The sequence below is a fragment of the Curtobacterium sp. MWU13-2055 genome, from assembly GCF_023242305.1.
GTDB lineage: Bacteria > Actinomycetota > Actinomycetes > Actinomycetales > Microbacteriaceae > Curtobacterium.
On the sequence record NZ_JALLIO010000002.1, the window covers coordinates 544160 to 570407 of the forward strand.

The 26248-nt window shown below is 64.8% G+C and carries 24 protein-coding genes; 14 read left to right on the plus strand and 10 right to left on the minus strand.

What is annotated here, in order from left to right; all coding sequences use genetic code 11:
- Positions 1–293 precede the first annotated feature (293 nt).
- From M4960_RS07375 to M4960_RS07395, 5 genes are all read left to right on the plus strand, one after another.
- Complete coding sequence (locus M4960_RS07375; RefSeq protein WP_248703893.1) at positions 294–1205, plus strand: CPBP family intramembrane glutamic endopeptidase; 912 nt, start codon at positions 294–296, stop codon at positions 1203–1205.
- Between the two features lie 125 nt (positions 1206–1330).
- A complete protein-coding gene (locus M4960_RS07380) occupies positions 1331–1756 on the plus strand; it encodes a hypothetical protein (protein ID WP_248703894.1) in 426 nt (141 codons plus the stop codon).
- Between the two features lie 416 nt (positions 1757–2172).
- Entirely contained in the window at positions 2173–3408 is a 1236-nt protein-coding gene (locus tag M4960_RS07385; protein WP_248703895.1) for an acyl-CoA dehydrogenase family protein, read from the plus strand.
- Between the two features lie 126 nt (positions 3409–3534).
- Positions 3535–4344 (plus strand): carboxypeptidase-like regulatory domain-containing protein, encoded by an 810-nt coding sequence (locus tag M4960_RS07390; RefSeq protein WP_248703896.1) that lies wholly within the window; start codon positions 3535–3537, stop codon positions 4342–4344.
- A gap of 3 nt (positions 4345–4347) precedes the next feature.
- Positions 4348–4509, plus strand: a complete 162-nt coding sequence (locus M4960_RS07395; RefSeq protein WP_248703897.1) for a hypothetical protein — start codon at positions 4348–4350, stop codon at positions 4507–4509.
- Between the two features lie 165 nt (positions 4510–4674).
- Here the strand turns inward: M4960_RS07395 and M4960_RS07400 are convergent, their stop codons facing one another.
- From M4960_RS07400 to M4960_RS07410, 3 genes are all read right to left on the minus strand, one after another.
- Entirely contained in the window at positions 4675–5139 is a 465-nt protein-coding gene (locus M4960_RS07400) for a hypothetical protein (RefSeq protein ID WP_248703898.1), read from the minus strand.
- 76 nt (positions 5140–5215) lie between these two features.
- On the minus strand, positions 5216–8698 hold the full coding sequence (locus tag M4960_RS07405) for an NACHT domain-containing NTPase (protein ID WP_248703899.1): 3483 nt from the start codon (positions 8696–8698) through the stop codon (positions 5216–5218).
- An 889-nt stretch (positions 8699–9587) separates the two neighbouring features.
- Positions 9588–10751 (minus strand): hypothetical protein, encoded by a 1164-nt coding sequence (locus tag M4960_RS07410; protein WP_248703900.1) that lies wholly within the window; start codon positions 10749–10751, stop codon positions 9588–9590.
- Positions 10752–11111: 360 nt separating this feature from the next.
- Here M4960_RS07410 and M4960_RS07415 point away from each other — a divergent pair, with 360 nt between their 5' ends.
- Positions 11112–12290 carry a DUF4238 domain-containing protein gene (locus M4960_RS07415; protein ID WP_248703901.1) on the plus strand — a complete coding sequence of 393 codons (1179 nt, stop codon included), beginning with the start codon at positions 11112–11114 and terminating at the stop codon, positions 12288–12290.
- Positions 12291–12777: 487 nt separating this feature from the next.
- Here the strand turns inward: M4960_RS07415 and M4960_RS07420 are convergent, their stop codons facing one another.
- On the minus strand, positions 12778–13902 hold the full coding sequence (locus tag M4960_RS07420; protein ID WP_248703902.1) for an ImmA/IrrE family metallo-endopeptidase: 1125 nt from the start codon (positions 13900–13902) through the stop codon (positions 12778–12780).
- A gap of 10 nt (positions 13903–13912) precedes the next feature.
- Positions 13913–14269 (minus strand): hypothetical protein, encoded by a 357-nt coding sequence (locus tag M4960_RS07425; RefSeq protein ID WP_248703903.1) that lies wholly within the window; start codon positions 14267–14269, stop codon positions 13913–13915.
- A gap of 114 nt (positions 14270–14383) precedes the next feature.
- Between M4960_RS07425 and M4960_RS07430 the strand changes: the two genes are divergently transcribed.
- The 3 genes from M4960_RS07430 to M4960_RS19875 are packed head-to-tail and all read left to right on the plus strand — an operon-like array spanning position 14384 to position 16561.
- Positions 14384–15037 carry a multiubiquitin domain-containing protein gene (locus M4960_RS07430; RefSeq protein WP_248703904.1) on the plus strand — a complete coding sequence of 218 codons (654 nt, stop codon included), beginning with the start codon at positions 14384–14386 and terminating at the stop codon, positions 15035–15037.
- Positions 15012–16208, plus strand: coding sequence for a ThiF family adenylyltransferase (locus tag M4960_RS07435; protein WP_248703905.1), 1197 nt, complete (start codon positions 15012–15014; stop codon positions 16206–16208). Before M4960_RS07430 ends, M4960_RS07435 begins: the two co-directional genes overlap by 26 nt.
- A gap of 5 nt (positions 16209–16213) precedes the next feature.
- Positions 16214–16561: a DUF6527 family protein gene (locus M4960_RS19875; RefSeq protein WP_374202917.1), complete on the plus strand. Its 348-nt coding sequence runs from the start codon at positions 16214–16216 to the stop codon at positions 16559–16561.
- A gap of 715 nt (positions 16562–17276) precedes the next feature.
- Here M4960_RS19875 and nrdF read toward each other — a convergent pair.
- The 4 genes from nrdF to nrdH all read right to left on the minus strand — a co-directional run bounded on the left by nrdF (position 17277) and on the right by nrdH (position 21256).
- The gene (nrdF, locus tag M4960_RS07440) at positions 17277–18278 is read right to left on the minus strand and encodes a class 1b ribonucleoside-diphosphate reductase subunit beta (protein WP_111086559.1); all 1002 of its coding nucleotides are present in this window, start codon (positions 18276–18278) and stop codon (positions 17277–17279) included.
- A 94-nt stretch (positions 18279–18372) separates the two neighbouring features.
- Positions 18373–20478, minus strand: a complete 2106-nt coding sequence (gene nrdE, locus M4960_RS07445) for a class 1b ribonucleoside-diphosphate reductase subunit alpha (RefSeq protein WP_123294953.1) — start codon at positions 20476–20478, stop codon at positions 18373–18375.
- A 17-nt stretch (positions 20479–20495) separates the two neighbouring features.
- Positions 20496–20912 (minus strand): class Ib ribonucleoside-diphosphate reductase assembly flavoprotein NrdI, encoded by a 417-nt coding sequence (gene nrdI / locus M4960_RS07450; RefSeq protein ID WP_111086561.1) that lies wholly within the window; start codon positions 20910–20912, stop codon positions 20496–20498.
- Between the two features lie 110 nt (positions 20913–21022).
- Complete coding sequence (nrdH, locus tag M4960_RS07455; protein WP_017886897.1) at positions 21023–21256, minus strand: glutaredoxin-like protein NrdH; 234 nt, start codon at positions 21254–21256, stop codon at positions 21023–21025.
- Positions 21257–21590: 334 nt separating this feature from the next.
- Here nrdH and M4960_RS07460 point away from each other — a divergent pair, with 334 nt between their 5' ends.
- From M4960_RS07460 to M4960_RS07470, 3 genes are all read left to right on the plus strand, one after another.
- Positions 21591–22796 carry an MFS transporter gene (locus M4960_RS07460; protein ID WP_123673613.1) on the plus strand — a complete coding sequence of 402 codons (1206 nt, stop codon included), beginning with the start codon at positions 21591–21593 and terminating at the stop codon, positions 22794–22796.
- Between the two features lie 199 nt (positions 22797–22995).
- Complete coding sequence (locus M4960_RS07465; protein ID WP_248703906.1) at positions 22996–23814, plus strand: aldo/keto reductase; 819 nt, start codon at positions 22996–22998, stop codon at positions 23812–23814.
- 68 nt (positions 23815–23882) lie between these two features.
- Complete coding sequence (locus M4960_RS07470; RefSeq protein ID WP_248703907.1) at positions 23883–24455, plus strand: hypothetical protein; 573 nt, start codon at positions 23883–23885, stop codon at positions 24453–24455.
- Here the strand turns inward: M4960_RS07470 and M4960_RS07475 are convergent.
- Positions 24452–24703, minus strand: a complete 252-nt coding sequence (locus M4960_RS07475) for a hypothetical protein (protein ID WP_248703908.1) — start codon at positions 24701–24703, stop codon at positions 24452–24454. The genes M4960_RS07470 and M4960_RS07475 overlap by 4 nt on opposite strands.
- 105 nt (positions 24704–24808) lie before the next feature.
- On the opposite strand from M4960_RS07475, the gene M4960_RS07480 reads away from it, so the two are divergent.
- Together M4960_RS07480 and M4960_RS07485 are read left to right on the plus strand one after the other, a co-directional pair.
- Positions 24809–25639 carry a hypothetical protein gene (locus M4960_RS07480; protein WP_248703909.1) on the plus strand — a complete coding sequence of 277 codons (831 nt, stop codon included), beginning with the start codon at positions 24809–24811 and terminating at the stop codon, positions 25637–25639.
- A 70-nt stretch (positions 25640–25709) separates the two neighbouring features.
- Positions 25710–26231 carry a ribonuclease H gene (locus M4960_RS07485; RefSeq protein WP_111086567.1) on the plus strand — a complete coding sequence of 174 codons (522 nt, stop codon included), beginning with the start codon at positions 25710–25712 and terminating at the stop codon, positions 26229–26231.
- The last annotated feature ends 17 nt before the right edge of the window (positions 26232–26248 follow it).

A 26248-nucleotide genomic window follows, 5' to 3' on the forward strand; every position in this document is an offset into this window, starting at 1 on the left:
TCTTCCGAGTGAAGGAGAGCCCCCGGCCATGTTGCGCCCTCCGCGTGCGCGGCCCTCGACCCCACCATTGACGCCAGGGGGCGGATAACGACACCGCGTCTCGCACCACCCCCAGGGGCGTCTGAAGCTTGATATGTTGCCTTCCAGGTGACTGTTTCAGTAAGTTGATCCGCAGGCGCTCAGGCTCCTCCGCCAAGGCAAGGGAGCCGATTGCCGTGATGCGCGGCGCACTCAAGCGAACGGGGGAGAACATGTTGGGAAGCCCGCGGGGTGTCCGCTGGAGTGCGGTCGGCATGTTCGTCCTGCTGGCGTACGGTGCCCCGTGGGTGCTGCTCTGGCCAGCTATCCAGGCGAGCGCGGACCTCTCGGACCCCATCGGGAGCCCCGGTGCGTACATCGCGACCGTGGCGATGATGTTCACACCGGGTCTCGCAGCACTGCTGGTCGCGGTCACGCTCCAACGTCGCCGTGGAAGAGCGATCCTGGTTGAGCTTGGGCTGAAGGGATTCTTCACGCGTCAAGGCTGGCGCTTCGCTCTCGCCGGCATCACCGGAGCTGTTGTGCTGATCTCCGGCAGCTGGGGCCTCGGGATGCTGTTCGGGTGGGTGCAGCTCGACCCTGAGCACTCCGTGGCGAAGGAACTCATCGTTCGAGTCACGGGCGAGCAACCGCCGATGCCGATGGCACTCCTGGCACTGCTGCAACTGCTGAACCTCCCGATCGGGATTGCCATCACCGCGATCGCTGCGACCGGCGAAGAAGTCGGTTGGCGCGGCTGGCTCCTCCCGAAACTGCTGCCGCTCGGCACTGGATGGGCGCTGTGCGTGAGCGGCGCGATCTGGGGTCTCTGGCACGCTCCCGCGATCCTGCTCGGCCTGAACTACGAGGAACGCAATCCCCTCGGGATCCTCATGATGATGATCGGCTGTGTCGGCGCGGGCGTGCTGATCGGCTGGCTCCGGCTTGCGAGTGGATCGCTTCTGCCCTGCGTGCTCGCCCATGCGGCACTCAACAGCTTCGCCTCGTACCAGTCCATCCTCTTCCCGCTTTTTGACGAACGCCTTGTCGGGCCGCTCGCCATCACCGGATGGGTCGTCATGGCGCTCTTGATCGCGGCGTGCGTGTTGCGGGCAACTCGACTTCGCCAGCGACACGGGTCGCAACTGGGCAGCCCCGAGGTCCGCAACACCCAGCTTTCCCAGTAGCCGGCCGAACGCCGAAGGGAACTGATCGGACCACCGCGGCCTCGGACCCCGAAGGACAGGTCCTCACCCCCGGCCTGGAGGACGGCGCCTGCGAAGCGTCAGACTCGAGGGCGTTGACTACGTTCATGATCACCAAGGGCGTCATCCACCAGGTCGAGAGTGCGACTGTCCGGGATCGCAACGGCGTGTCAGTCGGCAAGGTCGTGCAGGTGTTCCCCTCCGACGAGGACGGCAGTGCGGCCTACGTCTGTGTCGCGACGGGACTGCTCGGGCGACACCAGGCGCTCGTCCCCGCCGACGACGCCACGTTCGACGGCACGGACGTGCACGTCGGGTACACGAAGGACGCGATCAAGGGCGCGCCGTCCCTCGGAGCCGGAAGTACCTTGTATCCCGCCGAGGCGAACGCCGTCCGCAAACACTTCGGGCTGTCCCGCACCGGCGCTGCGACCGGAGACATGGGTGACCCCCACGAGAACCTCGATCAGGCCGGGACAGGTCTTGCGGGTGCCGACGACACCGAGGGCGCAGGGACGACCCCGCCGGCCTGAACCTCACCGGGGTGAACAGCGCCGAGACCACGGCTTTCGCCCACACCAAGCCAGGCAGCGGCCGGTCCTCTGGCGGGTGCGTGCTCCCTCATTGACGCGCGCTTCTGTGAGCCCGGCATACGCGGGCTTCTCGGAGGAGCATGCCTGTCTTCGTCCGACGGGCTCCGCGGCCGTCGCACACGCGCAGCACCGCGAAGGCGCTGCTGCGAACGCTCACGGCGTCGCAGCGTGGTCACGTTTCATGGGAAGTCACCCTCCGACACACATCGACACAACCCTTCTCGCGGGCGTTCGGCGATGCCACAGTCTCGCGATGGCGCACATCTGGTCGGGCTGTCCGCTCACACCGGACGAATCGACACCACACGGCGCCACACCACGCGACAGGTAGCAACCCAGACCACGAAGGAGTCCTCGTGACCATCAGCAACCAGACCGCCGACAGCACGATCGACGAGGGCGCCGACGACGAGCTCCTCGCCCGCTTCCGTCCGATCTTCGACCGCATCGCTGCCGGCGCCTCCGAGCGCGAACGCGACCACCGCCTCCCGTTCGAGGAGATCCGCGAACTCGCCGCCGCAGGATTGGGCGCCGTCCGCGTCCCCGTCGCCCACGGCGGAGCCGGGGCGACCCTGCCCCAGCTGTTCCGCCTGCTGACCGAACTCGCCGCCGCTGACAGCAACATCCCCCAGGCGCTCCGCGGCCACTTCGCGCTGGTGGAGGACCGGCTGGTCGCGAGGACCGGGGAACGCGAGGGGTGGCTGGACCGCTTCGGCCGCGGTGAGATCGCCGGCAACTCGTGGACCGAGGTCGGGTCGGTGCAGGTCGGCGACGTGATCACGAAGGTGACCCCGCAGGCGGACGGGACGTTCCGGATCACCGGGCAGAAGTACTACTCGACCGGCAGCATCTTCGCCGACTGGATCGACACCTACGCTGAGCGCACGGACACCGGCGAGCGAGTCATTGCGATCGTCGACGCGCACCAGCCCGGGGTCACGCACACCGATGACTGGGACGGGTTCGGGCAGCGCACCACCGGCTCCGGTACCAGCACCTTCGACGACGCCGTCGTGCAGGCCGACGCGGTGATCCCCTTCGACGAGCGGTTCAAGTACCAGACGGCGTTCTACCAGGGCGTGCTGTTGAGCGTCCTCGCCGGGTCCGTCCTCGCAGCCGAGCGGGAGATCGCGCGCGCGGTCCGCAACCGCACCCGCGTCTTCTCCCACGGCAACGCCGACACGTTCGCGTCGGACCCGCAGATCCTCCAGGTCGTCGGCGAGGTGTCGGCGGCCGGGTTCGCCGCCACCGCCATCGTCGACCGGGCTGCCGCAGCCCTGCAGGGTGCGTACGAGGGAGCCGGGCTCGACACCGCCGAGGACGAGCGCCGCAACGACCGCGCCGAACTCGCGACCGCGCAGGCGCAGGTGGCGCTGACCACCCTGGCGACGACGGCGACCTCGCACCTGTTCGACGCGCTCGCCGCGTCCGGGGTGAGCACGACGAAGAACCTCGACCGGCACTGGCGGAACGCTCGCACCGCCGGCAGCCACAACCCGTGGGTGTTCAAGGCACGGATCATCGGTGACCATGCGGTCAACGGTGCAGAACCGCCCCGCGTCTGGGCGATCGGCGCGACCCGGACCTCGTGACGCTTGTCGAAGCCGGGACGGCTTCCGCGTGACCGCTGCTGCGATGTGCCTGCCCCACCGCCCGCCCGCCCGCCGTGCGCGTACAGTCCCTGGCAACGCACGGCTGGCCAACGACCGGGGAACGCGATGCGACTGATCACGGGGATGACACTGGCCGTCGCGCTGGCAGCAGGCGCGCTGATCGGCCTCGCACCACCAGCGACTGCGGCCGGATCCGGAACGATCACCGTGCAGCTCGCAACGCCGGACGGCACCGCGATCCGGCTGGCGGACGTCGAACTCGCAGCGATCGGCACCGACGTCGTCGTCGGGAACGCCACCACCGACGATGACGGTGCCGCGACGTTCACCGGCATCCCCGCACCGGACACCGTCACGGTGACGACGCGGCAGCTCCCGCCGCACGGAACGGAGACCTATGCCCCTGGACTCCGCTCGGGCATCGCCGTCCGCGGCGGTTCGACAGTCGCGGTCACCGTGCCGCTCGTGATCGGCGCCACCGTGCAGGGCGGTGTGGTCGGCCCGACGGGACCCGCCGCCGGTCGCCTGATGTACGCCTGGAACGAGGACACCTCGCAGGTGTTCCGGACGACCTCGGACAGCACGGGCCATTACCGGTTCGTGGGGTTGAGCACCGGGAAGTACCGCATCGAGGCCTACGCCAGTGGAACGGCGTCGCCCGCCGTCTGGAAGACCCGGGTGTACCAGCAGCGAGGAACGCTCCCGGCTTCCCGAGTCACCTTGTCACGGCACTACGCACACAGCGACTACGACCTGGTCGTCTACGCCGCCTCGGCGTCCCGCAGCCCGTCGGCGCAACTGAGCGGCGCGACCGTCACGGTGACGAACGCGACGACCGGTGCGTCGTTCTCGACCCGGTTCTCGACGCTGCTCGACAGCAAGCAGACGGCGCAGTTCCAGATCCCCTCCGGGTAGTACATGGTCGAACTCCGGACCGTGGCGACGACCGCAACGACCCCGCAGGTGCTGTGGCTCGGACGTCCGGGCAGCGTGTACCGGTACGTGACCGACCGGGCGCAGGCCGTCCCGGTGACGGTCGTCTTCAGCGATCACAACTTCTGGGGCGGCGCCCTCGGGTGATCCGGACCCAGCACCATCCCCTGCCCAGGGCTGGCCGAACGCGGTTGGCTGCGCGACTGCACGCGGTCACGTGAGCAGCAACGGACAGGCGGCGCGGTACCAGCTGGCACCGCGCCTCCTGTCCGGCACACGGTCGCGGACACGCGACGGTGGCGTCGCCACCTTCTACATGTCGTCGATGAGACGGAGCGTGTAGCCGTCGGGGACCGTCTGGTGTTCGACGTAGTGCATGAACACCGGCGCAGCCTGGTCGGCAGTGAACAGCTCGGCAGGATGCCGAGGCTCGTGCGCAGCCTGCACGTCGATGGTCTCCGTGAGCGGTTCGGTGAGGTCGTGGTCACGGCCGACGATGTAGAACCGGTACTCGCCGTCGTCCTCGCGGCGGCGCAGCTCCACGCTCATCTTCTCCGCGGCGCCACCGGCCTGCAGGTAGGAGTCGCCGTACTCGTCGATGACCGACTGCGGGCCGGCGCGCCAGGTCTGGTCGTCGATCGGCGCGGAGAAGACGAGCCACGCGAAGTGGTCGTCGTTGTCGAGAAGGCCGAGGCTGCGTCGCACCTGGTCCGGGAGCGGGCGGAACGTGTCGTTCAGCACACTGCTGACTGACCCGTTGGACTTCATGATGATCAAGGCGGGCTACTCCACGTGCTCGTAGGCGACAGAAGTGATCTTGAGCCACGGCCGCCACTCCTACCGCTGACGATGGCTAGAACGTCCAAGACTCCCGCTTGGCAATGGCGCGAACAGAATCAGGGACATGCGCAATCTGAAGCGCGCCTACCGCAGCAGAGACGTACTCGTGGTCGTAGCGAGTTGCGTCCGCCACGATTCGGGAGGCGCACCGAGGCGGCATCGAATTCCGGTCGAGCAACGCTCGATGAGTGTCGGCGCTGACCGTCACCCGAAGGTCGTGAGCTTTTTGAAGTAGCGCCAACCAACGGTTGTGAGCACGGGGAGCAACATCGGACCAGCTGGTGAACTTCTCTAGGTCCGCGGCCACTCGGCTCCCTGAAATGAACTCACCCAGTGCTTCATTCTCGGCAGCACGAGCTGGCAGCCCGACGACTCCGTCAACTCCGAACGCCACAACCAACAGTCGCGCTAGTAAATCGCTAGCCGCTAACGGCAACGGCACCGGCGACCGCCGCCGTCCGGCCCTTGCTCGCCGCCCTTGATAGATGGCCTTCAGCACCTCTTCCAGGCGTTCAGCATCTTCACGACCAAGAGCAGCAACCTCTGTCTCTACCGTTCCGAGCGCCGCGGCCACCTGCGACGATGGCCCCCAACCAAGTAGCACCGCTAGCCAGAAAAGTCGGCGCGGACCGTCTTGACCCTGAATGCGCTCCGCCCACCAACTCGGACGGCCCCGCCACTGCCGAGCTCGCGAGATCTGGCCCATTATCGGCAAATCGTCCAATGCACCGCCCGCTCGCGGGCGCTTCGCATCAAGCATCCCTTCGAATTCGAGAGCGAAGCGGAGAACACCCCAACGGTCCCCGAAGGACTCCAGAAGAACGTCCGCCGTTACCCCCACAAGCTCCCCAATGTCCATCACGGTGTGACGCTCCCGCTGCAGACGGTCGAGAACACTCGCGACAACAGCGCCGTGGGGCGCAGGCAATACCGGCTTCAGCTCGGAGTAGTCGTTATGCGCCCAGGAGTACGGAGACGCAAGCAAGGAAGCAACAGCTTGCACATCGGTACGGGGCAATGGAACGGGATAGCCGCCCCAATCGAGCATTTCCTGGAAAGCCTGTTCCACGACTCCTGGCGCAGTGAGAACGGAGTCGGACGGGTTCTCCAGTGCGTAACTCCGACGCCGGTACAGATTGAAGGCATCACTCTCGCCGTCGCCATCGATGATGTCGCCGATCGCCTCCAATGAGAGCTTAGATAAGCCATTTGAGGCAGCCGCAATCGCCATTCGCCTCGTTCGCTCAGACCCCTTAGCTTCAACAATCCAGGCTCGGAAATCATCCGAAAGCGCCGCACCACCATTTCGCCATAGGAGGCTACAGATAGCACCGTACCCCGGCTGGTGGTCCTCCGTGAGATGATCGTGGAAAATAATCTTGGCCAATCGATCTCGTCCACATTCACGGGCGAGAGCAATCAATTCGTAGCCATTCAATCTTGTAAGGGCTGCCAAATGCACACCGATAGGGTCAAAAATCGCATCGACTACCTCGTCCTGGACAAACGGACGGGCGGCGAACGCTCGATCTGCGAGCAAGGCGGTGCCCACAGCGCGAGCGTTGATGCCAGACTCCATGTCCGCGTTGCTGATGAGCTCGCGGAGGCTTGCCGAGAGAGCAACCACCTCACCCTGCTCCCAGAAACCGGCGTAAAACCTCGTCACGTTTGCCCAATATGGATTGGCCGCAATTGCTTCAAAGCGCTGCAGCCTGTCGCCGTGAACAACCTGCGTGCGGAATGTCGGACTGGGAGCCGTTGAGTACAAGTACCTCGCCGCAAAATACTCTCGGAGAGGCTGCACTTCGAATTCGTAAAGACCCTCGATGCGAGTGACTAAAACATATATCCGCTCGAGGCCCTGCTCGAACAACTCAGCAAGGATCGAGCGATCCCGTCCCGTTCGATCTATGAACTCCGCGACCAGACGCCGCAGATCCGCTTCGCTGATGCTTCCAGCGCTAGCATTGGCTTCCGCTGAACTCTGGAGCTCCCACGCTAAGTATTCCACGACATCCAAGAGCAGCCCCTTGTGGCGGGCGACTACCTCGTCTTTCTCCGCTTCGCGCATCATGAAGAGACTGACATACTCGCGATAAAGCCCGGTCCGCTCGTCGGGTAGAGACTGACCAAAGCGGTTGATAAGTGTCAGCAGAATTGTTAGCTGCATCGGATTCTTCGTCAGTTCGCGAATGTGCTCAAGACCCAGTTTTCCAGTTAGGATTGAGATGACCTCGCTAGCTCGGTTCTCGTCTAGAGAGCGGGCGCGCGTCCACTTTCCTGCGTACTGCTGCACCGTGTCGGGCCCAAGGGGGGCCAAATTCAGCCGGAAAAAGCCTTCCGGTAGCTTCATCCCTTGACCAAGTTGAGCCGGGCGACTCGTTATCACGACTTGGAGATCGGCTCCCGCATCCCCAAGTCGACCGAGTCCTGCCCCGACTTTCTCGAGCAACCTCTGCCTGAGTGGGAGGTCAGCCACTTCGTCAAGACCATCGAGGAATAGAAGGCCTGGTGCATCCGTAAGAACGAGCCGGAGGTCATCAGTGGTGAAGGAGTCGGACGACCCTTGAATCGCCACCAGGGAAGCGAGGAATCGCTCCAACGTTCGGTTACTGTCGATGGGCTCTGCGGGATGCCGCATATATTCTTGACCATCGAGGTATGCAGCTAGATCGCGGAGATCCACTTTCATTGGCAAGCGAAATGGCGCTTCCTTGTGCGATCGATCAATTCCATCCAGGAACTCGATCTTCTCAAGGAGGCGGGCCCGATGCACCTGACAGACGTACTGAGCTAGCGTGGACTTGCCTTGGCCTGGGGCACCCTGCAGTACTAGGTTCGGAGCCACGCTTTGCAGACTCGCGGAAAGCAGGAGATCGGCGGTCCCTGCAACTTGAAAAGCTAAGGAATCATCGTACCGCCCGCGGAGACCGCCGGTCGAAATTAGTTCGTACATGATTCGAATCTTTTTTTGGTCCGCTCGTCCTGATCGCTGGACTTTCGCCATCAGCATCTCAAGATTCGCTGGCACATCGACGAATAACGCGGTCAGTGAATTTTGAAGATCCACTTGGCGGAACTTGACATTCGAGTCAATCCGATATTGCTCCGCCACAAAGCTTCTGATCACACCAGCAAGGTGCTTCTTTTGTGGCGCAAACATTGCATCGTAGACGATACTCAGCGCATTCTCACCGGTCAGGAGTCCAGGATATGCAAGTTTAATCGCATTGTCGCCGTCCAGACGCCGACTCAGATCGTCGCGCCACAGCACCTCGGCAGGGATTGGAGAGTTATCTTCCAGCCAGGCCTGCGCGCGATCGATACGACCCTTGTCCAGATGCGCAGTGCCCGACGCATTGGTCACCATGAGATAGCGTTCGACTCCGCGCTTGCTGAGCGACTCAATCTTCGGCTTCTCACCCTCGAGAGCCTGGATCATCCAGTCAGCGTTATCCTCTTCGTCCTCGCGCTTGAACTTGACTTGGGCAACCATGGTTGGAAGGTTTCCATCACCTCGACTGAGCGCGTCGCGGCCTCCGTCGGGCTGACCCACTGGAAAGCACTGCAGATGCGGGTACTCCTTGAGTAGGAGTGCCTGGCAGAACCTCTGAAAGTCTTCCGCTCCCAGCTGTTCGTATAAGTAGTCGACCATGAGGCCCCCGAGCTTCGTCTGATGCTTCGGAAGCTTAGCAACCCTCATGCATTCGCATGCGATGACTTAGTGGCGAGTCAGGGCACAATCCAGAGAGGTTCGAGGTGTGCCCGGCGCGAAACGCCGCTCTGGTCAGGCCGCGATCGCATTCGGCTCGGTTCGAACCGTCGCTGATATCTCAGTCGACCCCCACCCCGCTGGTCGACCCTAGCCAAAGGTGACGGCGGGCTGCTCCGCATCGTCTGCGCTCCTCCGGGCCCTCTGCTACAACCGGCGAGGACTACGACAACGAGCAGCACTTCCTGCCAGCCGAAGGGCGAAGGGCACTCCCCGCCAAGGTTCCCAGGATCATCTCGCGCTAACTGCCAGCTCGTAGGTCGTCGGGAGCGTAGCCCACGCCGTCCTGACCGACGTAGTCCGGATTGGGAGGACCACCGACGTGAAGACGCCCCGCCAGCCGAAGCTGACCCGCAACTCGCCTACTTGCGTCGACTTACGCCGAGAGTTCGGCTCGGGTGCTGACACTCCTCCACGGCAGCGCCCGCGCCGATCCGCTGCCGTACTTGCTCATATATCAGCGCAAAGCGAAGCGGGTTCGGCGCTAGTGTCGAACAATCGCTGAGAGGCGCTGAGCAGCCGACTCCATGCCCGCGCAGACACCTCGAGGGTGTAGCCGAGGCGCAGCCTCACGGAGAACACGAACGAGGTCGAAGGATCTACTGAAACGCGCTCAGGGGAGGTACATGGGTGGCTTTCCAGCGCTGGCCCACCACGCTCGGGATCCGACGCCGTCTGCGGGACGCTGCGTCTGCAGGGGTACCCATGAGCCGCGTCCGCTTCGGCCCGTGACTATTCGCTGGAGCCAGCGTCGCACCCTTGTTCGCAGCCCAGCCTTCGACGCCTGCGCCTCCGAAGGAATGCCTCGTAGGACGTAGTAGTCGCGAAGTAGCAACCAGCGTCGGCGGCGGTAACGGCGCAGTTCGACGGCGACGAGCGCAGACCGAAGCTCCCACCGATTCCGAAGCGCAGACAGTGTGTGCGCAAACGGCACCAATACACAGGTGAGCACGGCAATTCTGAACAGAATAGCTCCGGCGGGAGTGTCGACCGTAAAGATGATGACCGTCGGATATCCGACAACAAAAACGGTCACTGCCCACATCGACCATACTGTCGAACGAACGGCGGTCGGGTATGCGAAGGCAGCAGTTACGAACACAGCCCAGAACGTCGCCCACAGCGCAGTCACCCCAAAGAACGACGACAGCAGCAGAGAATCTGGCCATGTGATGGGCCTCAGCCCGATAAGTGCGACGGCCATCGCCGTCGCGACTGCCAAGACCCATATCGCAACGACGATCACTATCAAGCGGCGACGAGACCCGCGGTGAATCCGACGGGTCGGTTGCAGCAGTGCAGCACGCTGATGCAGTGACTCTGACACGGTCAGCAGTTCCGCCTCCGTGCGCCTGAGCTGTTCTTCACGTCGAAGCGTCACGCCGGCGTCCACCCACCAGGCCAGGACGACGGCGACGATCGACAGAACTGCTGCTCCCCAAATTTGCCCGTAGCCCTTACCTTGCTGTGAAATTCCGATGATGTTCAAGATGCCAGCGTCGACGACAAGCGCCGCGAGACAGTGCACGAGAGCTACTGCCCAGACACCAGCTACCTCGGCGAGGCTCGCTCCTGCGGAGCGGTCGATGACGCGAACGATGAAGATAGCCGCGAGTACCGCCAGGATCGCTTCCTGGGTGCTCATCGTTCCGCCGAGAGTGTCGGTCGCAAATCGTCCGATTGCCGTCCAAACATCTTCATTCCGGACGCCGCTGATGATCGAGACTGGAACGAAGGTTAGCCACAGTCCCGCTGTCACCAGCGCGGTCGTGAACATCGGCCCGACCGTCGCGCTGCCGACCCGCCGCCGCCACGGTCGCGCCCGTCGCCAATCTTGCTCTACTGATCCCACCACGTAACTGTTCCACAGGTGCAGCTCCCAGCGTTGTACCTCTGCGCGGCGCGCTCACGAGCAGCGACAGTTCACCCTCGTCTCGCGATAGCGACGAGGGAACCGGCCGCCGGGCTTGACGGAAGGGCGACCGGCGGATGACGTCGATGGACGGTCAGCCTCTAAGTTGAGCGTTCAACGACGCGGTGTACCGGAATCACTTGCCGGTAGCAAACAGCGCGACCATCCGATCGCGAGCGCTTCGATCTCACCGCATGTTCTAAGTTCGGGTCTGTGAAACGCCGGATGAAGAGGATCAAGCAACAGCAGCGGGCACAGTTGCAGACCGTTCTGAACAACGCGGCGTCGATGACCGCGGCCAGGCAGGAGCCACGACGGCATCATCTGGTGCCCCGCTTCTACCTAGACCAGTGGACGGTCGCTGGTCGTGTGCAAGTTACGGACCTTCAGAAGCGTCGCCATACGTTCACGGTACGACCGGAGCAGGCGCTGATTGAAACGGACTACTACCGCATCCACGAAGGCATGGTCGGCGGTGGTTCCCCTGTCGCCTGGGAATCGTGGCTGTCCGCTGTTGAGGGCGCCGCTGCGCCGCTGCTGCCCGCCGTTTGCGCGGACGGTCTGGAAGCGTTGCCACCCGAAGAGCAGGGCCAGTTCCTGCAGTTCATTGCCGTGCAAGTGACGCGGTCCCGCAACTACCGGCTGCAGGGGCGATGGATGCTTGGTGCTGGCTATTACCAGTTGTGGGAGCTGGATAGGCCTGGCGCGATCGCCGCTCACCTCGAACGCAACGGCGCGGCGGCGACCCTAGAGCAAGTTTCGGCGTTGGGGGCCTACTTTCAGCGGTCGGTTGAAGATCCGTGGTCGGCGGCGTTCAGCCCTGAATTGGACATGTATGCGTCGATGCATGCTGCGAATGCGCTCGTTCGTACCCTCGCCGAGCGAACTCCCGTGACGTTTTGTACGGAGACGCCGCTGCTCACAACGGACGAGCCGGTGACGTTGCTCGCTGAAAATCACGGAGATCTGGACTCACCGCATTCCGGTTGGCATGCAGCGCCCATCATCGCCATGCCGCTGGGGCCGCACCACGTACTTGCGCTGTTCCGCCGTGACATGCCAGCCGTTGATAAGTCCCGTCCGCTCAGCCGATGGGACACTCTCGAGCTCAACCGAGCACTGATTGGGAACGCCCACCGCCACGTCGTGTCGCTTCCCGGCAACCGGCTCGCTGCCCGGCTGTACGTCCCAGACATCAAGCCGCCGATGCGGGTACGGACTATCCGCACGAGCGACGGTCAGACGTTCCGTCACGCAACACCGCTTCGACGTTGGTCTGAGGAATTGGATGCTCCCCGACGGCCGGTCGCGTTCTGGTGGCCGTCCGTGTTGCCCGCTGCCCCGGCACCGCCAAGCACATCAGAGCAGTGGGAGACCGAGCGTCGGTTGTACTACAAAGGGTGATGTTGACTAGCGTCCATCGGCGCGCGATCACGGTCACGCCCGTTGCGAGGAGCAGCACCAGTGGATGGTTGCGACGACCCCGATATCTCCAACCACCCCAGCTACCCGGCGAGCACGAATCGTCGACGCCGAACCGACGCGGCGTCCCAACATGGAGCTGCAGCGGGGTCGAGCTCGCGCATGTGCGAACGGCGCAGGTCTGCATCGTGCATGCCCCCGGCAGGCGCTCACGCTGCCGCGGCACCCGGCGATCAGAACGACGACGACCCGCGGAACGGATCGCAAGTAGAGTCAGCGGAGTAGGTCTGCCACGCCTCACGGCGACCATCTCCGATGTCCGAGCGGCCGCTCAGCCACGGCGTTCGGGATTCGAGGACGTGCAGAATTGGCAAGTACGAGCGGTCACCGACGAAGACGCTCACTGCGCGCCGCCTCGATGAGGAACTGAGGCTCTCAAGCGCGACCTTCGCCGCCGACCGAGACGCGATTAGTCGACTGAATCTGAGACTGGTCGTAGGAGCTGGTCGAGGTCCCCTCGCTCGCGGAGGCGGCCGATCGCTCCGTTCCAGGTATTGGTCAGCGCTCCGCGCTGGCCGGCGACCATGCCGACTGATACCCCTAGGTCGTCCGCCAGCGATCGCATTGCAGCTTCGGTGGTAGCCGCGAGCAGCTCCTTTCGGCGCTTACGCGGGACGATAGCTTCCGCGGCAAAGCTGTCGGCTGCCGTCTCCATCGCGTCCTCGTCATCTTGCGCGGAAGCTCGACCGACTTCGAGGAACGTCGCTCGTCTCGGATGCAGAACAAGGTGTCCGATTTCGTGAAGCAGGGTGAACCAAAAGCTGTCGAACCTCTTGTATCTCCCGGTCAGAGCGATGATCGGTCGGCCGGCGACAAAACGTGTGGCTCCCGAGATACGGGTATCTCCGACCTCCTCCACGAATACAAGCGCCACCCCCGTCCGCCGCAGCAGCGCTTGAGCCCGCACGAACCCATCTCGAATCGGCACGCGCGTGAGGCCGGGGATCTCACCCGCCACTTCGCGGAGCATCCCCGGATCGTATGAAGCCGCAACGTTTAGACGCTCGGCTGCCCGTTCGGTCAGCCGCAACCACAGCGCGGTGGCGTAGGAGTCGATCTCAAAAATCTGGCTCCGACGGTACGACGCTTGTGGCCGCAGCCACGCCTTCTCGAATGCTTCCGGTGACGCAACCTGGAAGAACCGGAGCACTTTTTCGACCTTGGTCAGGTCGGAATCCGAGGGCTCGACGACGTTGTAGTCGACTAGCGCCCTTCGCGGGAAGTTCCTCAGCCATGGGGCGTAGTCGGCAAGTTGAGCGAGCCAGTCGTTGCGCGCAGCTCTCGCGCGGTACGCCGCTTCCAGCCGAAGCCAAGTCTCCGCAGGCCCGCCGAGCACCCCTTCTAATGCGACTGCCATCTCGGGAGAGAGCGGTGCGTGTCCCTTGATCACGAGGTTCACATGCTTCGTACTGAGGTTCGTGCGCGCTGCAAGATCCGCCTGCGTGACGCCGCGGTCTTCTAGTTCGAGCTGCAGCGTCTGCCCCGGCGAGGGCGCCCAAGTCAGTTCGGTGTCGAGCGGAGTGTAAATCGTCATCTGCGTCCGGTCACTTCGCCGCTCGATGGAGGGAGCGGCCGTTGATGGTCAGGTCGTGTACGAGGAGCGCGGCCGCCTGATCGAAGGCGGCGGGAGTGGCGTTGCTTGAGGGTACGACGATCTCCCCGTCGTGGCTCAGTAATTGGGCGCGCATGTTCGCTTCGCGCGCCGACAGGTGCAGCTCCTCCGGCGTCAAGGACGCCCGCACCACCTGAAATCTCCGGAGTGCGCCGAGGGTTGCCGAGTGCACGACGAGGCCGACCAAGGTACTGATTGCGGCGCGCTCGGCCTCCGTTCGCGCATCGTCGAGCACCGCGCCGGTCACACACCGTTCGCGGAGTCGCTCATCCGACCAAGCCAGTTTCATCTTTACCTCATAGGTAAAGCCGTTCCGTGCTACGCTGATGAGACGGGAGCTTTACCGAACGGGTAAAGCCTAACAGGTTCGAGCGCGCTCGAGCCAGCTCGGAAGGAGCACCACATGAGTACTCAAGGTCGCCAGCGCACGGTCATCGTGCACCTCGACGGCGAACCGGTCGAGCTGCCGATGCAGGTCACCGGTCACGATCTCGCAGCCGCAGCATCGACGCCTCCTGCAGCGCACGTGTGGATCGACGTCGCGGACGGATCCGACCGACTCGTCGGCTTGGATGACGAACTCCGCCTGACCGCACAGATGCGGTTCTACACGGACAAGGCACGCACCGTGTTCCTCGACAGCGCGCCCTACACGGTGACGACCGGGTCCATGAGCGAAGCGGAAATCCGGTCCCTGCCGACACCGCCTCTCGGACGGGAAGTGCGGATCTGGATCGACCTCGCCGACAAGATGGACGAACCCCTCCGCCCCGGTTCGTACCTCCACGTCACCGACGGGGTGCGGTTCTTCAGCCGAGCAGTGCAGCTGCACATCTTCGTCAACGGTCGGAAGCGGACCGTGACGACCTCCCGCATGCGGTTCGAGGACGTCGTCGAACTTGCATTCCCGGATGACACCCAAGACGAGGCTGTCACCTTCACGGTGACGTTCACGCACGCCGCACACGAGCGACCTGAAGGCATCCTCGCGCCGGGCGGATCGGTCACCATCAAGGAAGGGACTCGGCTCAATGTCACGCGAACTACTCGATCGTAGCCCCGACCTGCAGCAGCTCGAGAACGACGGCTACGAGGTCCGCGTCGTCGGAGGGTGCGTCGTGGTTGGCCACGTCCCGTACGTGACCAAGGACAAGGAGGTGCGGTTCGGAACCCTCGCCGCAGATCTCACCGCCGCCGGAGATATGGCGATCAAGCCCGCCTCACATGTGGGCTTGTTCGCCGGGGAGGAGCCCTGCGATGCCACTGGTCGACCCCTGACCGCCGTAGTGATCGGCTCGGTGGATCGTCAGATTCTCGACGCGCCTGAGCGTTGGTGGCAGTTCTCGAGCAAACCGACCCCCGACGGCTATCCCGACTACTACGAACTGTTCACCGCCTACATCGCCATCCTCGGCGGGCACGCGCAAGCCATCGACCCCACAGCGACTGCCCGCACGTTCAGGCCCGTCGTGGGGGAACCCGAGGACATCTTCCAGTTCCGCAACACCGCTACCTCCCGAGCAGGCGTCGAAGCCGCTACCAACACCCTCCGCCTCGACGCCGTCGCCATCATCGGCCTGGGTGGAACTGGCGGGTACATCCTCGACTTCCTCGCTAAGACCCCGATCCGTTCCATCCACCTGTGGGACGGTGACGCTTTCCTGCAGCACAACGCGTTCCGTTCACCGGGCGCGGCCAGCGTCGAGCAACTGCACGAGCGGCCGACGAAGGTGGGGTACCTCGCCGAGCAGTACAGCCGGATGCATCGCGGCATCGTCACGCATCCCGCGCCAATGACCTCCGAGACGCTAACGGAACTGAACAACATGGCGTTTGTATTCATCGCCATCGACGACAGCGCCGCGAAGACGCCGATCCTCGACCACCTCGAGGAGCAGCAGATCCCGTTTATCGACGTCGGTATGGGCATCGAGCAGACGGACGAGAAGGCACTAACCGGCCTGGTTCGCACCACCCTAAGCACGGACCGTCCTGGCAGCCGTGAACGCGCCCGTGCCAACATCAGCACCACGGGCAACGACGACGCCGGTCAATACGGAACGAACATCCAGATCGCAGAACTCAACGCTTTCAACGCCGCCCTCGCGGTGATCCAGTTCAAACGTACCCTCGGGTTCTATATCGACCTGGACAACCACGATTCCTCCACGTTCGCGCTCGACTCAAACCGCATCTTGAACACTGGGCCGATGGAGAGCTCCGAATGACCCGTATGCAACGGCTACGGCCACAGCCCGTAGACGAGATCCCGGAATCACTCGACACAGGAGTCCTCTACATCAGCCTGGGGTACTCAACAGCGATACATCTCTGCGCGTGTGGCTGCGGCGTTGAAGTGGTTACACCGCTGGGTCGGCCCGGCTGGTCACTAACCTACGACGGGACAGCGTCGCTCCACCCCTCGGTAGGCAACGGGAACTTTCCCTGCCGATCCCATTACTACGTCACGCAAAACAGCGTGGAATGGCTCCCACCCTTCGGTTCGACGATCAAGCCCAGGACGAAGCGTGCCGACCGGCGCACTGCGGCGTGGTGGATACGGCTCTTCCGTCGAAGCTGAGGGCACGCGTTGTGTTCCAGATCGGTGTCATCGATCTGCAGCGCCTGCGACAGCGACGCGCAGCTCAGCCTCAGAGACGCCGGAAACGGTGCCGCGTTCGGGGCCAGTAAGGTAGTCCACACTAACGCCGACGGGCACGGCAACCTCCGACGGCCGGAGCCCGGGGCCACGATGGTTGCTGCCCGCCGGCGGGCTCGCTCCCTCCTGACTGAGCTGTTCCCGCCGTGAGGCGCAGAGGCTGTTTCGTTTCTGTCCTCGCCCTTCGACAGTACGGCCGAGCAGCCGTCAAGGGACACCGAGCGCTGCGCGCGAACGCACGACGGTTACGGGGAAGTGGTGCCGCCCAGAACGTGCCCCGGTGACGGATCGGTTATCGGGGCCGACCGATCATGCGTTCCTCGGGTGACCGATAGGTCGCGCCTCCCCCAACGGATCCGAACCCTCCACCTCAGGCCACGGCGCAGGCACAAGCTCCGCCGGAGTCAATGGACTCGTTCGACTCATCCGGCACCCTGCTCCGCATGAACCAAATCGATTGGGCCCAGGACCCGAAACATCGTCCCGACCGCAGGACGCCGCTCCTGGAGATACAGCGCAATAACAACGGTGACTACGCAACAACCACAGTGCGAAGATCAGAAACCACCGTGGCGGAGCGCAGATAGCCCGGTGCGGATCAGAAGCCAGCAGGGCGTCCCCACGAGTCAGACCAGGGTCAGAAGTCCCAGTCCTCGTCCTCGGTCTTCTCCGCCTTGCCGATGACGTACGACGACCCGGACCCCGAGAAGAAGTCGTGGTTCTCGTCCGCGTTCGGCGACAGGGCCGACAGGATCGCCGGGTTCACGTCCGTCGTCTCCTTGGGGAACATCGGCTCGTAGCCCAGGTTCATCAGCGCCTTGTTGGCGTTGTAGTGCAGGAACTTCTTGACGTCCTCGGTCAGCCCGACCTGGTCGTAGAGGTCCTGCGTGTACTGCACCTCGTTCTCGTACAGCTCGAAGAGCAGGTTGAACGTGTAGTCCTTGATCTCCTGCTTGCGCTCTTCGGAAGCGCCTTCGAGGCCCTTCTGGAACTTGTACCCGATGTAGTACCCGTGGACGGCTTCGTCGCGGATGATCAGGCGGATCAGGTCGGCGGTGTTGGTGAGCTTGGCGCGGGACGACCAGTACATCGGCAGGTAGAAGCCGGAGTAGAACAGGAACGACTCGAGCAGCGTCGAGGCGACCTTGCGCTTCAGGGGGTCGTCACCGGTGTAGTAGTCGAGGACGATCTGGGCCTTCTTCTGCAGGTTCACGTTCTCGGTGGACCAGCGGAAGGCGTCGTCGATCTCGGGCGTCGACGCCAGGGTCGAGAAGATCGACGAGTAGCTCTTCGCGTGCACCGATTCCATGAACGCGATGTTCGTGTAGACGGCTTCTTCGTGCGGGGTGATGGCGTCGGGGATCAGGCTGATCGCGCCGACGGTGCCCTGGATGGTGTCGAGCAGCGTCAGGCCGGTGAAGACCCGCATGGTGAGCTGCTGCTCTGCCGGCGTCAGCGTGTTCCACGACTGCACGTCGTTCGACAGCGGCACCTTCTCGGGGAGCCAGAAGTTGTTGACCAGCCGGTTCCAGACCTCGACGTCCTTGTCGTCCTGGATGCGGTTCCAGTTGATGGCACTGACCGAACTGATCAGCGGGATGGACTTGCCCGTGGCGTGGACCGGGTCGGTGAGGGTCATGGGATTGTCTTCCGGATTCGAGATGGTGATCTGATGACGGACTGGAGGCGCGGGGCGGGGCCCGCCCCGCGCCTCCAGGAAGAGAGCAGCAGCTCTACAGCATGCAGCTGACGCAGCCCTCGACCTCGGTGCCCTCGAGGGCGAGCTGGCGCAGACGGATGTAGTAGATCGTCTTGATGCCCTTGCGCCATGCGTAGATCTGGGCCTTGTTGATGTCACGCGTGGTGGCGGTGTCCTTGAAGAACAGCGTCAGGGACAGGCCCTGGTCCACGTGCTGCGTCGCCGCGGCGTACGTGTCGATGATCTTCTCGGCACCGATCTCGTACGCGTCCTGGTAGTAGTCCAGGTTGTCGTTCGTCATGAACGGCGCCGGGTAGTAGACGCGGCCGAGCTTGCCTTCCTTGCGGATCTCGATCTTCGACGCGATCGGGTGGATCGACGACGTCGAGTGGTTGATGTACGAGATCGAACCGGTCGGCGGGACGGCCTGCAGGTTCTGGTTGTAGATGCCGTGCTCCTGGACGGACGCCTTCAGCGCCTTCCAGTCATCCTGCGTCGGGATCGTGATGTTCGCGTTGTCGAACAGCGAGGCGACACGAGCGGTCGCGGGGGTCCACGCCTGGTCGGTGTACTTGTCGAAGAACTCACCCGACGCGTACTTCGAGTCGCGGAACCCGTCGAAGGTCTCGCCGGTCTCGATGGCGATGTTGTTCGAGGCGCGCAGGGCGTGGAACAGCACCGTGTAGAAGTAGATGTTCGTGAAGTCGATGCCCTCTTCGGAGCCGTAGTAGACGCGCTCACGAGCAAGGTAGCCGTGCAGGTTCATCTGGCCGAGGCCGATGGCGTGCGACTTGTCGTTGCCGTCCTCGACGGAACGCACCGAGGCGATGTGCGACATCTGCGACACGGACGTCAGGCCACGGATCGCGGTCTCGATGGTCTTGCCGAAGTCCGGCGAGTCCATCGTCAGCGCGATGTTCAGCGACCCGAGGTTGCAGGAGATGTCCTTGCCGATCTCCTTGTAGGACAGGTCCTCGTTGAAGGTCGTCGGGGTGTTGACCTGCAGGATCTCCGAGCACAGGTTGGACATGTTGATCCGACCCTTGATCGGGTTGGCCTTGTTCACCGTGTCCTCGAACACGATGTACGGGTAGCCCGACTCGAACTGGATCTCGGCGATGGTCGTGAAGAAGTCACGCGCCTTGATCTTCGTCTTCTTGATGCGCGAGTCGTCGACCATCGCACGGTAGTTCTCGGAGATCGGGACGTCGCCGAAGGGGACGCCGTAGACCTTCTCGACGTCGTACGGCGAGAACAGGTACATGTCCTCGTTGTTCTTCGCGAGCTCGAACGTGATGTCCGGCACGACGACGCCGAGGGACAGCGTCTTGATGCGGATCTTCTCGTCGGCGTTCTCGCGCTTGGTGTCGAGGAACTTCATGATGTCCGGGTGGTGGGCGCTGAGGTAGACCGCGCCGGCACCCTGACGAGCACCGAGCTGGTTCGCGTAGGAGAAGGAGTCTTCCAGCAGCTTCATCACGGGGATGATGCCCGAGGACTGGTTCTCGATCTGCTTGATCGGGGCACCGGCCTCACGGATGTTGGAGAGCAGCAGGGCCACGCCGCCGCCGCGCTTCGAGAGCTGCAGCGACGAGTTGATCCCGCGCGAGATCGACTCCATGTTGTCTTCGATGCGCAGCAGGAAGCAGGAGACGAGTTCGCCGCGCTGGGCCTTCGCCGTGTTGAGGAACGTCGGGGTGGCGGGCTGGAAGCGGCCGGCGACGATCTCCTCGACCAGGTCGATGGCGAGCTGCTCGTTGCCCTGGGCCAGGCCGAGGGCGGTCATGACGACGCGGTCCTCGAAGCGCTCCAGGTAGCGCTTGCCGTCGAACGTCTTGAGCGTGTAGCTCGTGTAGTACTTGAACGCGCCGAGGAACGTCTGGAACCGGAACTTCTTCGAGTACGCCAGATCGTTGAGTCGCTGGATGAAGTCCAGCGAGTACATGTCGATCGTCGCTTTTTCGTAGTACTCGTTCTCGACCAGGTAGTCGAGCCGCTCCTTCAGGTTGTGGAAGAAGACGGTGTTCTGGTTGACGTGCTGCAGGAAGAACTGCTTGGCGGCCTCACGATCCTTGTCGAACTGGATGTTCCCGTCCGCGTCGTAGAGGTTGAGCATCGCGTTGAGGGAGTGGTAGTCCATCCCCGTCTGCGGCGACGTCAGATCGACGTCTGCAACTGCTGCGTCCAAAATGCATCCAATCCTGAGTTGACCGCCGACACGTCGTCAGGGGTCCCGAAGAGTTCAAACCGGTAGAGAAGGGGGACGTTGCACTTCCGCGCGATGACGTCCCCGGCCAGGCCGTAGGCCTCGCCGAAGTTCGTGTTGCCGCCGACGACCACACCGCGGATGAGCGAGCGGTTGTGCGCGTCGTTGAGGAACTTGATGACCTGCTTGGGGACCGCACCATCGCCGTTGCCGCCACCGTAGGTGGGCAGGAACAGGACGTAGGGCTCGTCCACGTGGAGGAAGGGTTCGCTCGGGTAGAGCGGGATCCGGTCCGCGTCGCGGCCGAGCTTCTCGACGAAGCGCGCGGTGTACCCGGACACGCTCGAGAAGTAGACCAATCGGCTCATGGCGCGCTCCTCGGTGGAAGGTGCGGACAGACGGACCGGGGGTGTCCTGTGGGCGGCGATCCGGGCCTCCTGAGCGGGTCCGGGGTGACCGTCCACAGGACGGGAGGCGACTACGCCAGTTCGGCGCTGAGCGTCGCGATCTTGTCGGGGCGGAAGCCCGACCAGTGGTCGTCGTCCGTGACGACGACGGGGGCCTGCATGTAGCCCAGGCTCTTGACGTGTTCGAGGGCTGCCTCGTCGGTGGAGACGTCGTGCACTTCGTACTCGATGCCCTTGTTGTCGAGGGCCCGGTACGTCGCTGTGCACTGGACGCAGGACGGCTTGGTGTAGACGGTGACGGCCATGTTCTCCCCTGGTTTCTGGGCCTGATTCCAGGTCCGAAGTTCGTGTGCGGTGCTGAGGACGACGCTACTACATGTTGTGCCCGGCGGACCCGTCGACCACAAGAGAAAGTGTTACACGCCTGTAGTTTCCACAACCCGATCCACAGACTGTGGATTCCCGGAGGCCCGGTTTTCCGCCACTCTCGCACCGACCACCGACAGTCCTCCACAAGCTGTGGACGGAAGTTCTCGACACCTCTCGTCGGCGTGTCTGAGAACGGTGTCGACGAGGACCTCCTCCACACCTCCCCCGGACGGGTGACACCCCGATCCGTCCGGTCCGTACACTCGTCTCGTGAGCACGTACGGCCCCCTCCTGAAGACCCCCGGCGTGGGTCGTGTCATCGCTGCACAGCTCACCGCGCGCTTCCCGTTCGGGATGCTCTCGCTGGCGTACCTGCTGCACGTCGAGCACGTCTTCCACTCCTACGGCGCCGCCGGCCTGGTGCTCGCGACGACGAGTGTCGGGCAGGCACTCGCGGGCCCGCTCACCAGCCGTTGGATGGGCAGCTGGGGCATGCGCCCCGTCCTCATCCTGACGAGCATCGTCGCGCTCGTGAGCATGGGGGTCATCGGCTTCGTGCTCATGCCGCTCTGGGGCTACGTGGTGGTCGGGTTCCTCGGCGGCCTCGCGGTCCCGCCCGTGCAGCCGGCGGTCCGCACCATCTACCCCAAGATGGTGACCTCGTCGCAGCTCACCCCCTTGTTCTCGCTCGACGCCAGCGCCCAAGAACTGATCTGGGTCGCCGGCCCGGTCATCACCACCTTCGTCGCGACCCAGGTCGGCACGGTCGAGGCGATCGTCGTCGCCATGGTCTTCCTGGTGGTCGGCGGCATCTGGTTCATCGCCTCCCCCGAGCTCGGTCGCGTCCGCATCCCCCGCTCGAAGCGCGCGTTCGGCGTGGTGTTGAAGCGACCGTCGGTCGTCGTCGCCACCCTGACCGGTCTGCTGCTCATCGGGGCGTGCGCCGCGGTCGAGGCCAGCGTCACCAGCGTCTTCGGCGAGGGCAGCCCGAACGCCGGCATCGTCCTGGCCGTCTTCGCGGTCGGGTCCCTGTTCGGCGGCCTGGCCTTCGGCCACCGTCCGATCTCCCCCAACACCCTGTGGACGCGCATGGCGATCGTCTTCGTCGGTCTCGCGCTCGCCTTGGGCGGCACGAACTTCTGGTGGCTCTGCATCGCCCTCGTGATCGCGGGCATCGGCATCGCGCCGGCACTCGCGGTGATGTTCGGTTCGGTCTCCGCCACCGTCAAGTTCTCCGACACGGCCGAGGCCTACGGCTGGATGGGCACCGGCCAGCTCATCGGTGCCGCGGGTGGTTCCGCGGTCGCCGGCTTCCTGATCGACAGCAGTGGCCCGGTGGGCGGCTTCACGGTCGGTGCGGTCATGGCCGGGGTGGGCGTCGTCGTCGCGCTCGGGGCGAAGCGCTGGCTGCCCGACCTGCGCGGCCGTGACGCCAGCCCCATCCCCGACACCGAGCCGGTGGTCCTGCCGACCTGAGCGGCGCGTGCGGCGCGGGCTTTCGGTGTACCTGGTCGAATCGGGCGTACCTGGTCGGAAGTTCTGACCAGGTACGCCCGATTGCATTTGCCATCGCGGCCGATGTGGGAAGGAACGTGCGTCCGGCGGACGGGTCGCGTTCTCCACAGATGGCCGGGAGGCCCGGCGCGCGCCCGCCACGCACCGGCAGGATGGGTGCATGGTCAGTTCACTTCCCCTGCGTGACGGTGCCGCGATCCCCGCGATCGGGTTCGGCGTCTACAAGGTCGACGACACCGAGGCCGAGACGGCGGTCGGTCTCGCGCTCGACGCCGGCTACCGGCACGTCGACACGGCCGAGATGTACGGCAACGAGACCGGCGTCGGGAAGGCGATCCGGGCCTCCGGGCTCGACCGTGACGACGTCTTCGTGACGACCAAGGTGTGGAACGACCACCAGGGGCGCGACGCGACCCTGCGTGCGTTCGACGGCAGCCTCGAGCGGCTGGGGCTCGACGCGGTCGACCTCTACCTGATCCACTGGCCGGTCGCGGCGAACGACCGGTACGTCGACACCTGGCGCGCGCTCGTCGAACTGCGTGACTCCGGCCGGGCGCGGAGCATCGGGGTCTCGAACTTCCAGGTGCCGCACCTGCAGCGGCTCGTCGACGAGACGGGCGAGGTCCCGGCGCTCAACCAGATCGAGCGGCACCCGTGGCTCCCGCAGCGCGAGCTCATGGAGTTCCACAGGCAGCACGACATCGTCACCGGAGCATGGTCACCACTCGGTCGCGGTCGGCTGATCGACGAACCGGTCCTCACCGGCATCGCGGACGCCCACGGGGTGAGCGTCGCGCAGGTCCTCGTCCGGTGGAACGTGCAGCAGGGGGTCGTGGTGCTGCCCAAGTCGGTGACGCCGTCGCGGATCCGGTCGAACCTCGACGTCGACGGCTTCGTGCTCAGCGACGACGAGCTCGCGGCGATCGCCACGCTCGAGTCCGGGCAGCGGACGGGCTCGCACCCCGACTCGGTGTCGTGACGGTAAGGCCCTCGTGACGGTAGCGCCGTCGTGACGCGGAGCGTGTGTGACGGCGTAGGTTCTTCGGGGTGAACGATCCTCAGCAGACCGCCCGTGAGCACCTCGGACCCGATGAGCACCTGTACTGGGCCGGCACGAGCGACCCGGCGAAGCTCTTCACGGGGCGGGACGGCTTCCTCATCCCGTTCTCGCTGTTCTGGACCGGCTTCATCCTGTTCGCAGTCCTCGACGTCGTGCGGAACGGGTACCTCGGCGTGGGCGCGATCATCCCGATCGTCTTGTCGCTGGTCGGCCTGCACCTCGTGTTCGGGCGCTTCATCGTGAAGGCCCACCGCAAGCGCACGACCGTGTACGCCGTCACCGACCGCCGCGCGCTGATCATCACGCCGAACACCACTCGCGAGGTGCCCGTGGGGCGCACCGATCGCACCATCACCTGGACCGGGGGCCGACGACACTGTTCGGTGGAGTGGAACACCGGCAATCCGAGCGGAGTGGCGGCGTTCTTCACCGGCGGAGCGACCGCCAAGATCTACGCGAACACCGGACTCGACGGGCTGTTCGGACCGCAGGTGTTCGCGTTCTGGGACGTCCGCGACGGCGAGGAACTCGTCCGCGAACTGGACCGGGTGTCCCGCTAGCCCCGGCGGTCCTCCTCCGACTGCCACGGCAGGTGCAGGTCGCCCGGCGCAGGCTCCACGTCGCCGGCGTCGTCCGCGCCGCCCGTTCCCGGTGCGGCGGTGATCTTGGACGTGTCGATTCCGTCTGCCTCGAGTTCGGCGTCGCTGCGCTGGTCGGTCTGCGACGCCTCGGTCTCCCGCTCGCTCGACGGGCCGTACGGAGTGTCGATCGAGTCGGGATCCGGCGTCTCCGGGATGCTGTCGCTCATGACCCGGACGGTAGTCCGTGTGCCCCGAGTACCAGTTCGGTCACGGCGGTCGATCGGGCCGGACCCCGGCGGTACGCTCCCTGCCGTGGGGGAACGATGACACGGATGCGGACCGCGGCGAGCGCGGTCATCGGTACGGCGATGGTGGGGCTGCTGCTGACGGGCTGCACGGCGTTCGGCGGAGACGACACCCTGCCGAAGCCGACCAGGCAGGCAGCCGAGCGGAACGACGAGCCGCTTCCCGATCCGACGCTCACGACCGAACAGGTCGGCGGCGACGCGGACGAGGTCGAGCAGGTCCTGCCCACGGGCACGGTCGCGGCGGAGACCGACGTCACGTCCCCGAGCGGTGACACGAGCATCCACGTGCGCATCGTTGCGAACGACCAGGGCACGTTCACCGCGCAGCTGTCCGGCTACCGCACGACCAACCCGCAGCAGATGAGCCTGCAGTTCCGGCACCGGACCGCCAGCCCGCTCGATGGCGGTGACGCCTCGGCGCGGGACACGACCGAGTGGACCGCCGCCTCCGGGCCGCCGAAGACCGTGGTCATGAGCGACGCCGGTGCACGACCGGACTACTTGCGCAGTGTCGCCCTCGTCCCCGCGTCGGTGCCGGACGAAGACCCGTCGAAGCGCCCGTGGGTCGGATCAGTGCTCGCCGCCGCTGACCTCACGTGGACGATCCCGAACCCGTACCCGGACCTGCGGGTCACCGTGAGCAAGGACCGACCGGGTGCGTACGGCATCGTCACGGACGCTGACGGTCGTCCGGCCGACTACCTGGTGGCGCACGGCGACGAGCTGACCACGGTCGCGCAGCGGTTCGGCATCACGCCGGCCGAGGTGCAGTGGCTCAACCCGTACATGGAGACCCGCGCCGACGACTGGTTGCTCGAGGGCAGCACGCTGAACCTCGACCCTGCGCGCCGCTGACCTCGGCGCGGACGGCACCCGACCGTCCGTTACGCTCGACGGGCACCAGCCCCGACCAGGAGGTCCCCTCGTGACGATCGTCGCCGCAGCAGACGGCTCAGCCCTCGGCAACCCCGGCCCCGCCGGCTGGGCCTGGTACGTCGACGACGACCGCTGGGCCGCCGGTGGCTGGCCCCGGGCAACGAACAACATCGGCGAACTCACGGCCGTCCTGCAGCTGCTCCGCGCGACGAAGGACACCGGCGAGCCGCTGCACATCCTGTGCGACAGCCAGTACGCCATCAAGGCCTGCACCGAGTGGCTCGCCGGGTGGAAGCGGAAGAACTGGCGCAAGGCCGACGGCAAGCCGGTCATGAACGTCGAGATCATCAAGGAGCTCGACGCCGAGCTGCAGGGCCGCAAGGTCACGTTCGAGTGGGTCCGCGGGCACGTCGGCCACGAGATGAACGAGGCCGCCGACGTCCGCGCCCGTGGTGCGGCCACCGCCTACCAGAACCACACCGACGTGCCGCACGGTCCGGGCTGGCCCGGCGTCGAGGTCACCGAGCCGTCCGCACTGCCCGAGGCGACCCCGCCGGCCACGCTCTTCTGACCGACGAGCTCGGTCAG

What these genes read in the sequence shown, in the direction of transcription:
- M4960_RS07375 (WP_248703893.1), top strand. Translation starts at nt 294, where the DNA reads ATGTTCGTCCTGCTGGCGTACGGTGCCCCGTGGGTGCTGCTCTGGCCA.
- M4960_RS07380 (WP_248703894.1), top strand. Translation starts at nt 1,331, where the DNA reads ATGATCACCAAGGGCGTCATCCACCAGGTCGAGAGTGCGACTGTCCGG.
- M4960_RS07390 (WP_248703896.1), top strand. Translation starts at nt 3,535, where the DNA reads ATGCGACTGATCACGGGGATGACACTGGCCGTCGCGCTGGCAGCAGGC.
- M4960_RS07395 (WP_248703897.1), top strand. Translation starts at nt 4,348, where the DNA reads ATGGTCGAACTCCGGACCGTGGCGACGACCGCAACGACCCCGCAGGTG.
- M4960_RS07405 (WP_248703899.1), bottom strand. Translation starts at nt 8,698, where the DNA reads ATGGTTGCCCAAGTCAAGTTCAAGCGCGAGGACGAAGAGGATAACGCT.
- M4960_RS07410 (WP_248703900.1), bottom strand. Translation starts at nt 10,751, where the DNA reads ATGTTCACGACCGCGCTGGTGACAGCGGGACTGTGGCTAACCTTCGTT.
- M4960_RS07415 (WP_248703901.1), top strand. Translation starts at nt 11,112, where the DNA reads ATGAAGAGGATCAAGCAACAGCAGCGGGCACAGTTGCAGACCGTTCTG.
- M4960_RS07420 (WP_248703902.1), bottom strand. Translation starts at nt 13,902, where the DNA reads ATGACGATTTACACTCCGCTCGACACCGAACTGACTTGGGCGCCCTCG.
- M4960_RS07425 (WP_248703903.1), bottom strand. Translation starts at nt 14,269, where the DNA reads ATGAAACTGGCTTGGTCGGATGAGCGACTCCGCGAACGGTGTGTGACC.
- M4960_RS07430 (WP_248703904.1), top strand. Translation starts at nt 14,384, where the DNA reads ATGAGTACTCAAGGTCGCCAGCGCACGGTCATCGTGCACCTCGACGGC.
- M4960_RS07435 (WP_248703905.1), top strand. Translation starts at nt 15,012, where the DNA reads ATGTCACGCGAACTACTCGATCGTAGCCCCGACCTGCAGCAGCTCGAG.
- M4960_RS19875 (WP_374202917.1), top strand. Translation starts at nt 16,214, where the DNA reads ATGCAACGGCTACGGCCACAGCCCGTAGACGAGATCCCGGAATCACTC.
- nrdF (WP_111086559.1), bottom strand. Translation starts at nt 18,278, where the DNA reads ATGACCCTCACCGACCCGGTCCACGCCACGGGCAAGTCCATCCCGCTG.
- nrdE (WP_123294953.1), bottom strand. Translation starts at nt 20,478, where the DNA reads ATGGACTACCACTCCCTCAACGCGATGCTCAACCTCTACGACGCGGAC.
- nrdI (WP_111086561.1), bottom strand. Translation starts at nt 20,912, where the DNA reads ATGAGCCGATTGGTCTACTTCTCGAGCGTGTCCGGGTACACCGCGCGC.
- nrdH (WP_017886897.1), bottom strand. Translation starts at nt 21,256, where the DNA reads ATGGCCGTCACCGTCTACACCAAGCCGTCCTGCGTCCAGTGCACAGCG.
- M4960_RS07465 (WP_248703906.1), top strand. Translation starts at nt 22,996, where the DNA reads ATGGTCAGTTCACTTCCCCTGCGTGACGGTGCCGCGATCCCCGCGATC.
- M4960_RS07475 (WP_248703908.1), bottom strand. Translation starts at nt 24,703, where the DNA reads ATGAGCGACAGCATCCCGGAGACGCCGGATCCCGACTCGATCGACACT.
- M4960_RS07480 (WP_248703909.1), top strand. Translation starts at nt 24,809, where the DNA reads ATGCGGACCGCGGCGAGCGCGGTCATCGGTACGGCGATGGTGGGGCTG.